The organism is Enterobacter sp. K510 (genome assembly GCF_055804875.1).
The window spans coordinates 456,025-468,211 of the sequence record NZ_JBNRLQ010000003.1; the positions used below are offsets into that span (position 1 = coordinate 456,025).

General features: G+C 48.6%; 13 protein-coding genes. 8 read left to right on the forward strand and 5 right to left on the reverse strand.

All coding sequences use genetic code 11. The annotated features are described in order from the left end of the window. Positions 1-80: 80 nt before the first annotated feature. Positions 81-1,145 (forward strand): alpha/beta fold hydrolase, encoded by a 1,065-nt coding sequence (locus ACQUTD_RS07565; RefSeq protein ID WP_473273998.1) that lies wholly within the window; start codon positions 81-83, stop codon positions 1,143-1,145. A 265-nt stretch (positions 1,146-1,410) separates the two neighbouring features. Here the strand turns inward: ACQUTD_RS07565 and ACQUTD_RS07570 are convergent, their stop codons facing one another. After that, a complete protein-coding gene (locus ACQUTD_RS07570) occupies positions 1,411-2,244 on the reverse strand; it encodes an oxidoreductase (protein ID WP_004136823.1) in 834 nt (277 codons plus the stop codon). Between the two features lie 104 nt (positions 2,245-2,348). Here ACQUTD_RS07570 and ACQUTD_RS07575 point away from each other — a divergent pair, with 104 nt between their 5' ends. The 3 genes from ACQUTD_RS07575 (at position 2,349) to ACQUTD_RS07585 (ending at position 5,316) form a co-directional block, all read left to right on the forward strand. After that, the gene (locus ACQUTD_RS07575; protein ID WP_012540028.1) at positions 2,349-3,269 is read left to right on the forward strand and encodes an AraC family transcriptional regulator; all 921 of its coding nucleotides are present in this window, start codon (positions 2,349-2,351) and stop codon (positions 3,267-3,269) included. 179 nt (positions 3,270-3,448) lie between these two features. After that, on the forward strand, positions 3,449-4,300 hold the full coding sequence (locus ACQUTD_RS07580; RefSeq protein ID WP_473273997.1) for an aldo/keto reductase: 852 nt from the start codon (positions 3,449-3,451) through the stop codon (positions 4,298-4,300). 26 nt (positions 4,301-4,326) lie between these two features. Beyond that, the gene (locus ACQUTD_RS07585) at positions 4,327-5,316 is read left to right on the forward strand and encodes an aldo/keto reductase (protein WP_473273996.1); all 990 of its coding nucleotides are present in this window, start codon (positions 4,327-4,329) and stop codon (positions 5,314-5,316) included. Positions 5,317-5,350: 34 nt separating this feature from the next. Here the strand turns inward: ACQUTD_RS07585 and ACQUTD_RS07590 are convergent, their stop codons facing one another. From ACQUTD_RS07590 to ACQUTD_RS07600, 3 genes are all read right to left on the reverse strand, one after another. After that, entirely contained in the window at positions 5,351-6,244 is an 894-nt protein-coding gene (locus tag ACQUTD_RS07590) for a LysR substrate-binding domain-containing protein (RefSeq protein WP_473273995.1), read from the reverse strand. Positions 6,245-6,611: 367 nt separating this feature from the next. Continuing rightward, complete coding sequence (locus ACQUTD_RS07595; protein WP_473273993.1) at positions 6,612-6,941, reverse strand: S24/S26 family peptidase; 330 nt, start codon at positions 6,939-6,941, stop codon at positions 6,612-6,614. Further along, positions 6,941-7,180, reverse strand: coding sequence for a hypothetical protein (locus tag ACQUTD_RS07600; RefSeq protein ID WP_473273992.1), 240 nt, complete (start codon positions 7,178-7,180; stop codon positions 6,941-6,943). Before ACQUTD_RS07600 ends, ACQUTD_RS07595 begins: the two co-directional genes overlap by 1 nt. 113 nt (positions 7,181-7,293) lie before the next feature. Here ACQUTD_RS07600 and ACQUTD_RS07605 point away from each other — a divergent pair, with 113 nt between their 5' ends. The 3 genes from ACQUTD_RS07605 to ACQUTD_RS07615 are packed head-to-tail and all read left to right on the forward strand — an operon-like array spanning position 7,294 to position 9,895. After that, a complete protein-coding gene (locus tag ACQUTD_RS07605; RefSeq protein WP_473273990.1) occupies positions 7,294-7,656 on the forward strand; it encodes a GtrA family protein in 363 nt (120 codons plus the stop codon). After that, a complete protein-coding gene (locus tag ACQUTD_RS07610) occupies positions 7,653-8,576 on the forward strand; it encodes a glycosyltransferase (RefSeq protein ID WP_473273989.1) in 924 nt (307 codons plus the stop codon). The genes ACQUTD_RS07605 and ACQUTD_RS07610 overlap by 4 nt, the downstream gene beginning before the upstream one ends. Continuing rightward, the gene (locus tag ACQUTD_RS07615) at positions 8,573-9,895 is read left to right on the forward strand and encodes a DUF2142 domain-containing protein (protein WP_473273988.1); all 1,323 of its coding nucleotides are present in this window, start codon (positions 8,573-8,575) and stop codon (positions 9,893-9,895) included. The genes ACQUTD_RS07610 and ACQUTD_RS07615 overlap by 4 nt, the downstream gene beginning before the upstream one ends. Before the next feature lie 34 nt (positions 9,896-9,929). On the opposite strand, the gene ACQUTD_RS07620 is transcribed toward ACQUTD_RS07615, so the two are convergent. Next, positions 9,930-11,102, reverse strand: a complete 1,173-nt coding sequence (locus tag ACQUTD_RS07620) for a hypothetical protein (RefSeq protein ID WP_473273987.1) — start codon at positions 11,100-11,102, stop codon at positions 9,930-9,932. A 462-nt stretch (positions 11,103-11,564) separates the two neighbouring features. On the opposite strand from ACQUTD_RS07620, the gene ACQUTD_RS07625 reads away from it, so the two are divergent. Beyond that, positions 11,565-12,152, forward strand: a complete 588-nt coding sequence (locus ACQUTD_RS07625) for a hypothetical protein (RefSeq protein ID WP_473273985.1) — start codon at positions 11,565-11,567, stop codon at positions 12,150-12,152. Positions 12,153-12,187 lie beyond the last annotated feature (35 nt).

The following is a 12,187-nucleotide window of genomic DNA, read 5'->3' on the forward strand; positions in this document are numbered from 1 at the left end:
AAGGGCAATCAGGGGTGCTAAATAATTAACGCTGACAACTCAGATATGATTGAACGGCAAACATAACAGAGGATGTAATCTTGAAGACAATCTTAAAAACGCTGGCCATCTGCGTAATGGCGGGTGGCCTGGTGGCTCAGTCGGTCTATGCCGAGCCGCTGGTCATTCAGGAACAAGGAAGCTTTTCTGCTGGTGGCACTATCATCACCGCACCAGGAACATTTGACGCGAAAAAGCCGCTGGATTCAGCTGGCCAAACCTGGCATGGCGATCATGCCTCAGTGTTCTACCAAATTCCGGAAAATCCGCGTAAATACCCTATCGTGATGCTGCACGGCGCAGGTCAGTTCTCCCGTACCTGGGAAAGTACCCCGGATGGTCGCGAAGGGTTCCAGAACATCTTCCTGCGTCGCGGGTTCTCAACTTATCTTGTCGATCAGCCACGCCGGGGCAGCGCCGGACGCACTACTGTAGAAGGTACTGTTACGCCTAAACCGGATGAACAGATGTGGTTCAACCAGTTCCGCGTTGGCGTGTGGCCAGAGTATTTTAAGGGCGTTCAGTTCTCTCACGACAAAGAAGCACTGAATCAGTATTTCCGTCAGATGACCCCAAATACCGGGCCGTTTGATATCAATGTTATCTCTGATGCGATGTCAGCCGTCGTGGATAAATCCGGCCCGGCAATCCTCTTCACCCACTCTCAGGGCGGCGGACCTGGCTGGTACTCGGCGATGAAAAACAACAAGGTCAAAGCCATTGTCGCTTTTGAGCCTGGCAGCAGCTTTGTCTTCCCTGAAAAAGAACTCCCAGCCCCTATGCCAAGCGCGTTCGACACGCTGAAGGGTGAGCCTGTGCCAATGGAGCAGTTTATGGCACTGACCAAAATCCCGATTCTGATTATTTACGGCGATAATATACCGGATAAACCTGTCGCCATGCCCGCGCAGGACAGCTGGCGCGTGCGTCTGGCGATGGCTCGTGAGTGGCGTGACGTGGTGAACAAGCATGGTGGGGATGTAACTGTGACGCATCTGCCTGAAGTGGGAATAAAAGGGAATACCCATTTCCCATTCTCTGATTTAAATAATGTGCAGATTGCTGATTTGGTGAGTCAATTCCTGAAGGAAAAACAACTGCAATAGAAAGATATAATGTTGAGCCCTCAATAGTGAGGGCTCAACACAAACATCAGCTTTATAAAAAATAAATGGCTCAATCTTGGCAAAAACAGATGAACGTGGTTGTCTGCTTTGAGCGAGGAGCGGAAGTTGATTTCACCGCAAGCCTGGAAGCCTGAAAGTAAAAAGGCTGAACTGCAAGGGCATCAGCATGATGCCCGAGCGAAATGAGCGCTTGTGCGACCAGCCATAATCCATTATCCAGTATGCTCTCTGTCTCAGCAGCTGATCAGCCATCCGTTGAACGTGTTATTTCTTCCCATTGTTCTATTTCCTTACCTAATGCCTCGAGCTTTTGCCGCACTAAACTTAATGCATCACTGCCTAACAATAAATGCGTTGGAGGGTTCTGACTCTCAATCATTGCCAGCATGGCATGTGCGGCCTTAACGGGATCGCCGAGTTGCTTACCGCTTTTTTCTTCACGTGCCTGACGAATCGGATCAAATAAAGCGTCGTAGTCCGGGATGCTGCGAGCGCTGCGTACCATCGATCGTCCGGCCCAGTCGGTGCGAAACGAGCCAGGTGCCACGGCGGTTACGTGTATGTTGAACGGAGCCAGCTCTTTACTTAACGTTTCTGATATTCCTTCCAGCGCAAATTTGCTGCCGCAGTAATAGCTGATGCCGGGCAGGGTAATGAAACTGCCCATCGAGGTGATATTAATAATATGGCCATGACGACGCTGGCGCATGCCCGGTAGCATGGCTTTGATCATTGCCACTGCGCCAAACACATTGACTTCAAACTGGCGGCGCATCTCTGCGAGCGAGGATTCTTCCATTATGCCTTCATGACCGTAACCGGCATTGTTTACCAGCACATCAACCGGACCGACGGTAGACTCAATCTCCGCAACCACCTCATCAATATGCTCAAAGTCCGTGATATCGAGCAGACGGCCGAAAGCCCGCTGCGAATGAAGCGCCTCGAAATCGTGCTGTGCTTCGCGGCTGCGCACGGTACCGATGACCCGATGGCCTGTGGCGAGGGCTTCCTGCGCCAGTGCACGGCCAAAGCCACTGCTGACGCCGGTGATTAAAATCGTTTTTGCAGATGTCATAAAAGAACTCCCATGAACAATGAAGGTTGCATGGTATTCTACGTCCTGCCGCATTTTTAGGCCGTATCTTCTATTTTTCTTGCCTGATTTTATGAGGTGCTGTGATGCCCGGGATGATTACCTTAGTTAAAGCACTTGCGGTGCAGGAGGGATATAACCTTACCGCATTGCCTGATGTGCGAATATTGCGTGCCGATCGTCCACTTGCCAGAACGCCAGTGCTTTACGATCCGGGGATCGTGATTGTCTGCCAGGGGAGCAAACGCGGCTATTTTGGTCAGCAGACCTATTTATATGATGAACAGCACTACCTGGCGGTTTCGGTGCCGGTGCCGTTTGTGATGGAAACCGACGCGTCCGCTGAACATCCGTTGCTGGCGATTTATATGCATCTGGATTTTCATTTGGCCGCTGAACTGATGTTGCAGATTGAACAGCATGACGCCCGATATCCTCTCGCCGCGCCGCAAAGCATGATGTCGAGCCCAATGGACGACGCGGTAAAAACGGCCGTGCGGCACTTGCTCGAAGTCCTTAACAATCCGCTTGAAGCGGCGATCCTCGGTCCTGCACGGGTACGTGAGCTCTATTTCCGCGTATTAACAGGCGCACAGGGAAATGCCATGCGCGCCGCGCTGACCTTGCAAGGGCAATTTGGCAAAATCGGTAAAGTGCTACAGCGCATCCATGCTACCTACGCTGAGCCGTTAACGCTGACGCAACTGGCGATGGAAGCCGGAATGAGTGTGCCGACGTTTCACAGCCATTTTAAAGCGATAACCCGGATGCCGCCGATGCAGTATGTTAAATCGGTACGCCTGCACCAGGCGCGGATGTTGATGGTGCGTCAGCAAATAACTGCTGCTGCAGCGAGTTACGCCGTCGGTTATGAAAGTCCGTCGCAATTTAATCGCGAGTTTAAACGCCTGTTTGGTCTGCCACCCGCAGAGGAGATTAAACGTATGCAGCGATACTTCGCCGTTCCGCCTGTACAGCAAGCGTCGATATTTGTTTCATCGCATTAAGGCTTATTCGCCTGAATATACCAAGAAGTATGAAAGGTCCGCTTTTGGCACAAAGCCGACCTTAAGCCCTCCCTAAAAATTAATGAACATACCTAATAAACCCTAGCTAATTACCCCATCTAATCGAATAAATCAGTTTGCGTTATGCTTTTCCAACACAACAGCTGAAGGATAACGTCATGCAAACTGTAAAACTGAACAACGGTATTGAAATGCCCCTGCTGGGCTTTGGTGTCTTCCAGATGACGGATGCTGCTGAATGCGAAAGAGCGGTTATTGATGCGATCGATACGGGATACCGCCTGATCGATACCGCTGCGTCTTACCAGAATGAAACCCAGGTCGGGAACGCTCTGAAACAGAGCGGTATCGCGCGTAACGAACTTTTTGTAACGACCAAACTGTGGCTACAGGATACCAATTACGAAGGCGCTAAAGCCCAGTTCGAACGTTCTCTGAATCGGCTGCAACTTGATTACGTCGACCTGTATCTGATTCACCAGCCTTACGGCGATGTCCATGGGGCATGGCGTGCTATGGAAGAACTGCAGCAGGCAGGCAAAATTCGCGCCATTGGCGTCAGCAACTTCCATCCAGACCGACTGGCCGACCTTATCGCCTTCAACAAAGTGTCCCCTGCGGTGAACCAGATTGAAGTTAACCCCTTCAACCAGCAGCTGCATGCCGTTCCATGGAATCAAAGCCATGGCATTCAACCGGAAGCATGGGCACCCTTTGCTGAGGGTAAAAATGGCCTTTTCCAGCATCCCGTGTTAACGGCGATTGGTCAGAAGTACGGCAAAAGCGTGGGCCAGGTTGTGCTGCGTTGGATCTTCCAGCGAGGCATCATTTCACTGGCGAAGTCGGTGCGCAAAGAACGCATGGAAGAGAACATCAACATTCTCGATTTTGAACTCAGCGCTGAGGATATGCTGCAAATTGCCGCCCTTGACACCGCAACCAGCGCCTTCTTCTCTCACCGCGATCCGGCGATGGTGGAATGGCTGACTGGCCGCAAACTTGATGTTTAAGTCGCGATAATAGAGGTATTTATTCAATGCAAAAACGTTATCTGGGTCAATCCCGACTCGAAGTTTCCGCGCTTGGGCTCGGTTGCATGGGCTTAAGCCACGGCTATGGCCCGGCGACCGATACTCGTCAGGCTATCGAGCTCATTCGCGCAGCGGTTGAACGTGGCGTCACCTTCTTCGATACCGCTGAAGTGTATGGCCCCTTCCTTAATGAAGAAGTAGTCGGCGAAGCCTTAAAACCGTTTCGTGACCGTGTGGTCATTGCCACTAAGTTTGGTTTTACTTTTGGCGACGACAACAAGCAGCAGATTTTAAACAGCCGTCCGGAGCATATCCGTGAAGCGGTGGAAGGATCATTACGCCGTCTTAAAACTGATGTCATTGACCTGCTGTATCAACACCGTGTCGATCCGGATGTCCCGATTGAAGATGTTGCGGGTACGGTAAAAGACCTGATCGCTGAAGGCAAAGTTAAACATTTCGGTCTGTCCGAAGCAGGTGCGCAAACCATTCGTCGTGCGCATGCTGTACAACCTGTTACGGCGCTGCAGAGCGAATACTCCATGTGGTGGCGCGAGCCTGAGCGGGAGATCCTGCCATTACTGGAGGAACTGGGCATTGGTTTCGTTCCCTTCAGCCCATTAGGCAAAGGCTTCCTGACGGGATCGATTAAGCCAGGAACCACTTTTGGGAAGGATGATTACAGAAGCCAGGTGCCGCGTTTCGCCGGGCAGGCGATTGAAGCCAATGAAAAGCTGGTCTCATTGCTGGGTGAACTGGCGGCAGAGAAAGGTGTGACGTCTGCACAAATCGCTCTGGCATGGCTGCTGGCACAAAAGCCGTGGATTGTTCCTATCCCTGGTACCACGAAACTGCACCGGCTGGAGGAAAACTTGGGGGCCGCCGACATCATCCTTTCTCAGGATGACTCGCGACAGATAACCCAGGCGCTTGAAACGATTAAAATCGTCGGCGAACGTTACTCTCCTGAGCACCAGGCCCGCGTAGGCCGTTAATACCCGGACGGGTCCGCTGCAATTGGCGGACCCGTTATTCCTGATAGCGAAGTGCATCGATCATCAGCGCAAAAGCGGGGGGATGCTGCTTGCGGCTCGGGTAGTAGAGGTAATATCCGGGGAAAGATGGGCACCAGTCCTGCAAAACCTGAATAAGCTCTCCTGACTTTATATAATCCTGCACTCTGTCTTCAGGTATACAGGCGATGCCAAAACCGGATAAAGCAGCATCAATCCTTTCCGCCTGCAGATTAAAGGTTACCTGCCCTTCTACTCTGACACGTAACGGTTTCCCTTCCTTCTCAAACTCCCAGTGGTAAAGCCCTCCGGCTGTCGGCAGGCGCATATTGATACACAGATGATTTTGTAGCTCGTGCGGCGTTTCAGGTGCAGGATTTGCAGCGAAATAAGACGGTGCTCCCACTACGGCCATTCTCATGTCCGGCCCAATTCTTACCGCAATCATGTCCTTATCCACGCTTTCGCCAAGGCGGATCCCGGCATCAAAACGCCCCTCAACAATATCGACAAAGCCGTTATCCACCACCAGTTCGAGATTAATTTCCGGATATTCCCTGAGAAAGGGTTTTAACTTCGGCCATACCAGACTTCGCGCGGCATGCTCCCCGGCAGATAAACGAATATTGCCGGAGGCAGTGCCGTTTAGTTGAACAAGCGATTCCAGCTCCTGCTCAAGATCGGCAATACGCGGTTCAAGACAGGCAATAATTCTCTCACCGGCCTCTGTAGGGGCAACGCTTCGGGTCGTGCGGGTCAGAAGGCGGATATTCAGCCTTTCCTCCAGGGCCTTCATCGCGTGGCTGAGTGCAGACTGAGAAACGCCCAGTTTGCCCGCTGCTTTGGTGAAGCTTCGCTCCCTCGCCACCACAAGAAAGATTTGCAGTTCGTTGAAGTTTTCTTTGAGCATCGGCGATTTCCTTATGGAAGCATTCCCTTCTTCGCGTACTCATGAAGGGTGTTCATAGACACAATCATTTTAGCCCCATTACTGGTATTGTCGGCAGAGAGTGAAGGTAAGCTACGCGCTGAAAATCTCAGTACACGGGTTTTTAATGGTATTCGGAGGATCCGGGAAGAGGGAGAAGTTGGTGCCGATAATAGGAGTCGAACCTACGACCTTCGCATTACGAATTAGTAGAACTACATTTAACTAACTGTTTTATAAAGCCATAACCGCATTCACACATGACAAGTTAATGGCGCAAGCTCAAAGATGAATAATGACGATTCACCATGTGTGACACAAACGTGGCACATGCTAAATCGCCATACGCTCACATCACCGGGCAGTCATCATCCAGGTCGTTCCGCGTATCGACGACGAAATGCGTTACGACGCCGATCACCTGAAGCTCATCCAGAGATTCCCCTTCTATCGCATCGCCATCATGCGTGATGAACGCCCTCCCCATCATCTTCCCAAAATAGGCACGTCCGTCGACACTGGCGAGCAGCACGTCGCCCTGCCGTACTATCAATCCCCTGTCCACTACAGCAGCGCCGGTTGATGTCTCAATGACCAGACTGTTAGCCGTCAGGTTGCAAATGATGTCAGCGCACATCGTTGTTTCAATGTAATCAGCCGCTGGAGACGGGAATCCCATTATTGAAAATACCCCATGTTTCTGAGCATCCACAGCCGGTTTTCACTCGCATCAGGAGTTTTATCAACAAATCCGGTCTGGTATCGCTCTATCCACCGATTAGCGTCGGCTAGGGTGTAATGCCAGTTACGCTCGCGTAGCTCACGCACGAAGTCCGCCGTTCTGAGGCATTGATACCCCTTGGGGTTTTTGTGTATTGCCGCCACGAACGCGGCGAGAATATCTGATCTGCGTGCCATAGCCTACCCTCCATCATAACTGTATATATATACAGTATCGTCAAAGATGGTGGTCGATCAAGTAACGGTACGGTGCTAAACTCTCATCCTTTCAGAATCTACTGATATTTATCATGTTAAAGCTTTTCGCCAAGTACACATCAATAGGTGTTTTAAATACGCTCATACACTGGGTCGTGTTCGCCTTTTGCATTTATGCACTACATACCAGCCAGGCGCTCGCAAATTTTGCAGGATTCGTCGTGGCTGTATCATTCAGTTTCTTTGCCAATGCGCGATTCACTTTCAAATCATCTACGACGACGATGCGTTACATGCTGTACGTAGGATTTATGGGTTCTCTTAGCGCCGCTGTTGGCTGGGAGGCTGACAATGCCGAATTACCGCCAATCGCAACGCTGATCATATTCTCTGCTATCAGCCTGATATGCGGCTTCCTTTATTCAAAATTTATCGTCTTCAGGGATAAAAAATGAAAATTTCTCTGGTCGTTCCCGTCTTCAACGAAGAAGACGCAATACCGATTTTTTATAAAACGGTTCGGGAATTTGAAGGGCTTCAGCAGCATGAAGTAGAAATCGTTTTCATCAATGACGGCAGCAAAGATGCTACAGAATCTATTATTAACGCGCTTGCTGTTTCAGATCCGCTTGTGGTGCCGCTGTCGTTCACTCGCAACTTTGGGAAAGAGCCAGCTCTATTCGCCGGACTTGATCGTGCCACCGGAGAAGCGATTATCCCAATTGACGTCGACCTGCAAGACCCCATCGAAGTTATTCCTCACCTGATTGAGAAGTGGCAGGCCGGGGCTGATATGGTTCTGGCTAAACGATCTGATCGCTCTACAGATGGCAGACTGAAGCGCAAGACCGCTGAATGGTTCTATAAGCTGCACAACAAAATCAGCAACCCAAAGATAGAAGAAAACGTTGGTGACTTCCGCCTGATGTCTCGCGAGGTAGTGGAAAACATCAAACTCATGCCAGAGCGTAACCTCTTCATGAAGGGCGTTCTGAGCTGGGTTGGTGGACGCACAGATGTGGTTGAGTATGCCCGCGCAGAGCGGGTTGCCGGGAATACAAAGTTTAATGGCTGGAAGCTGTGGAACCTAGCGCTTGAAGGAATTACCAGTTTCTCTACATTCCCATTACGCATGTGGACGTACATCGGGCTGGTTGTGGCTGGTTTATCTTTCCTTTATGGGGCATGGATGATCATAGACACATTAGCTTTTGGTAACCCCGTTCGTGGCTATCCTTCACTGCTCGTATCTATTTTATTTTTAGGTGGCGTACAGTTGATCGGGATTGGAGTTCTGGGTGAGTACATTGGCAGAATTTATACAGAAGTAAAACAAAGACCTAAATATATTTTAAAGGGTGGGCGTGACAAGTGATTTCTTACGTTAAGTTTGCATATATTGCTGCGATTTGCTGGGCAGTATGCTATTTATCTATTGATGTGTACATGTTAAACACTGGCGATTTTTATCGAGCCATATTCCCTTTCCTGGAAAACATTAAGCAATTTTCTGATGAAGGCTCGCTAATTTACCAGTTCAGAGAATCTTTCCGGTCAATAGGTAAGTATGACTACATAAGTTCGGTAAGTTACGTTTTATACATTTATGCCGTCATTGTCTCCTCTATAACGCACTTCTTTGATCTGAGGTTTTGGTCAGCAATTTTAAAAGTGCTTACCGTCCTTTCATTTTTTTATTTATTCAATGGTGTCAACAAAAGCAAATTCACATGGATATTATTCCCGCTAGCTTTGATATGGGCAATAACCCCATCCAACATATCGCAGTTTTCCTCTTTTTATCAAGACCAGTTCATTATACTGCTGGTACCTCTGGTCATTGCCATCATGATTAGAGGTTTGCATTCCAGAGCAGATTACATATACCTGTTCATTGCTTGCGCGATGATTGCAACTTCTAAAAGCCAGTACTTTTACTTCCCAGTACTTATCTCGGCATGTTTCATAATATTTAAGAGAAATTATGATGTAAGATTACACCTGCCCATGGGTGTAGCTACGGTTCTGGCAATCTTATGCATAGTCTTCTCTGGCTCAACAAAGAACAATAGCTTCCATTCAACTTACTTTGGTACATATCTGTATGCTGATATAAATGGCATTGCCTTGCCAGACAATGTTGACACTGATTGTATCGGCATAGACTCATGGGGTAACAAATTCAATATTGAAAAAGGCGCCGAAAGAACCACCATCAGAGGAAAATGCTTCGCAGACCATCAGGATATATCCATTGGTGACTCAGTGAGATTTTTTGCTTCGCATCCTCTGGAAATATTCAAACTGCCTTATGATAAAGGAATTAGCACTCAACTTGGAGAAGACTATTTCCATGTGTATAAAAACATCAGGATTGTTGAGAGCAACAGCGCTGTACTGAATTCAGTTATGAATGCCAAAGAAAGAGCACTTAAAGGCCTCAGATTTTCAATTCTTGTTATTATTGCCATTATTTCTGTACTTGCTTTCAAATGGCGATATTCTATGATTTTATTTGCAACATCCGCTTTCGGAATCTCACAGTTCTATATCTCCTTCCTTGGAGAGGGGTACCGTGATTTAAACAAACACCTAATAGGCATGAATTATTCAGTTGACATATTAATATTCTTAGCCATATCGCTTATAGTTAAGATTGCCTTTGATAAATTTGCTGTCAAAGACAATCAATAACACCACCCCCTCCATCATTTGATGGGGAGGGTATTTATATAAGTAATGTAAAATAAAGATTACCAGTATTACTGCCTCTGTTTATAACCAGATTTCCACTGCCCGAGCTAAATGTACAGGAACCAGTATCAGAGGAAGGCGCCCTTCCTATAAGAGTTGCTTCAACATCATTACCAAATCCGCCCGACCTCTTTATAGTAATTGCGTATACTTGGCATATTGAAACCCCATCATTTCGACTACCCCGCATGATGACAAGCCCGCCCCCATTCCCACTGCTTACCGGTATATCGGTTACAATGGTCGTTCCCGTGTTTGGCAGGGAGTAAAGCCCTCTGACTTGATTCCCGGCAGTGCTAACAATACCTGCGGTATTTATAACCCCTGAAGAATTGAGATTTGTGAAACTCGCCGCGCCTGTTGTAAAGTTTATGCCAGTTGTAGTACTGCGGTTGCCATAAGAAAATGTTGGAACTGTACCTTCATTGCAAAGTACCCCACTGCCCCTGGCGAAAAGCGTGTTTGTCAGAGCAAGACTTTTGTTTACAGTGGCACCCCAGTTGATAATAGCGGTGCTATAGGGCGTCCCGCTGTCGATCTGGCACTGATCGATAACCAGTTGAGTGGAGTCGATTCCATCAGCAATGTCAAGCAAGAGCATGTTTGGCGCAGTGTTAACTTCCCACCAACAATTAACAAACACCGGGAAATACATACCTTTGATACGAATTACTGCCTCAGTTGCTGTATTTACCTCAAAGATACATCCGTCAAACTTAGGTTTAATGCCATTCTCCATCCGGACGATATAGGTTGATGAACATCGAGAAAACTCACAGTCTTTAAAAACATTGATATTCGATGCAGCGATAGGGGCACTAAAAGAACCAACAGAATAAATTGGCTGTAGAGTTCCAGAAACGCCTCCGATAGCTCCAAAAAGGCATTTATTAACTACGCAGCCAATCATGTCTCCTCGGATACCAAATGCCATGTTTTGCGCAAATCGACAGTTATTGATCTGCCAGTGTGATATATAGCAGCCACTATTTGCACCTATTCCACGACCAGACCCAGTAACAGTAGTGGTAAAGTGTGCATCCTCAATTTTAGTAAATTGCGCTGTATATTGGTTAGCAACATTGAAGAATGGATAATCACCCGAAACTCTCAGTCTGGCGTCTTTATCGCATCGAATAGAGACCATGTCGTTAACAACAGCGATTGACTGACTTGCATCCCAGTTACCCTTAGGTACCCATATGGAGTTGTGCGCAGCCAGAGCGGCAGTGAAAGCGTTGTAAGCAGAACTTTTTGCCCCAAACCAAAGAACTCACATTAAACAGCTGCGCGCTATGCGGGTGGCTTAGGAGGAACTGTGCGCATAACCATAACAGTGAACTCAACGCTTGATATTGAGGCCGCCGTCGTTGCACTTCAGCACTTCATCACCAACAAAAAGCAAGGTGATGGCACTAGCGAAGACTGGGGTGTGGGAGTCACTGGCGGGAGTTATTTTTCTGTCGGCGTTAAGCCAAACGGTAATTACACCGTTAAGCAGCATGAGTGACGCAACTGATAGCCAGTTATGAGCTGGCTATTGGGTGCGAAAGCATCCCCTTGTTGTCATTGCCCCGCTAGTCGGGGCTTCTTTTTGCCCGGAGGAAAAATGAAACTTATTGATTTATTGGTGCAGGAATTGCCGGAGCGTGGCGGGTGGCCGGATGGTGCGGTTGATGCAGGGTTTTTATGTGGCAGCGATACACTCTATTTTTCTAATGAGAACGGAGATTGCCCCGGGGAATGGCGCATTAATATGAGTTTGAAGCCAGATTATTTGGCTGAAGAGGTCACCCGCGAGCAATACCAAGCCGCACTTGCCGCCGCGCAACCGCAATGGGATGGGCAGGGGCTGCCGCCGGTGGGGTGTGTATGTGAGTACGCGAAGAAATCTATACCGTGTAATGAATGGACAGAATGCACTGTCGACTATGTTGGCAGTGCATTTATTGTCTATCGAGATTGTTATGGCGTGGAATTAACCGGCATTAAAGGTGACATAATCTTCCGGCCAATCCGCTCAGAAGCAGACAAGAAGCGCGAGAAAGGTGTTATCGCACTATCCAGAGTTGATCCAAGAGTAGCGCCATTCGAATACGGAGATAAGTTTCCAGACGGCTCTCTTGTTGGCGCGCCATGGTACGAACTGTACGACGCCATCGCCGCCGGGAAGATACCTGGCCTTCGCATCGAATAGCCGCCCACCGAGGCGGTTTCTTTTTTCCTGGAGAT

Excerpts from the sequence above, each read along its gene's own strand:
- ACQUTD_RS07570 (WP_004136823.1), bottom strand. The coding sequence starts at position 2,244 with ATGACATCTGCAAAAACGATTTTAATCACCGGCGTCAGCAGTGGCTTT.
- ACQUTD_RS07600 (WP_473273992.1), bottom strand. The coding sequence starts at position 7,180 with ATGGCACGCAGATCAGATATTCTCGCCGCGTTCGTGGCGGCAATACAC.
- ACQUTD_RS07595 (WP_473273993.1), bottom strand. The coding sequence starts at position 6,941 with ATGGGATTCCCGTCTCCAGCGGCTGATTACATTGAAACAACGATGTGC.
- ACQUTD_RS07625 (WP_473273985.1), top strand. The coding sequence starts at position 11,565 with ATGAAACTTATTGATTTATTGGTGCAGGAATTGCCGGAGCGTGGCGGG.
- ACQUTD_RS07575 (WP_012540028.1), top strand. The coding sequence starts at position 2,349 with ATGCCCGGGATGATTACCTTAGTTAAAGCACTTGCGGTGCAGGAGGGA.
- ACQUTD_RS07585 (WP_473273996.1), top strand. The coding sequence starts at position 4,327 with ATGCAAAAACGTTATCTGGGTCAATCCCGACTCGAAGTTTCCGCGCTT.
- ACQUTD_RS07590 (WP_473273995.1), bottom strand. The coding sequence starts at position 6,244 with ATGCTCAAAGAAAACTTCAACGAACTGCAAATCTTTCTTGTGGTGGCG.
- ACQUTD_RS07580 (WP_473273997.1), top strand. The coding sequence starts at position 3,449 with ATGCAAACTGTAAAACTGAACAACGGTATTGAAATGCCCCTGCTGGGC.
- ACQUTD_RS07620 (WP_473273987.1), bottom strand. The coding sequence starts at position 11,102 with ATGGTCTCTATTCGATGCGATAAAGACGCCAGACTGAGAGTTTCGGGT.
- ACQUTD_RS07605 (WP_473273990.1), top strand. The coding sequence starts at position 7,294 with ATGTTAAAGCTTTTCGCCAAGTACACATCAATAGGTGTTTTAAATACG.
- ACQUTD_RS07610 (WP_473273989.1), top strand. The coding sequence starts at position 7,653 with ATGAAAATTTCTCTGGTCGTTCCCGTCTTCAACGAAGAAGACGCAATA.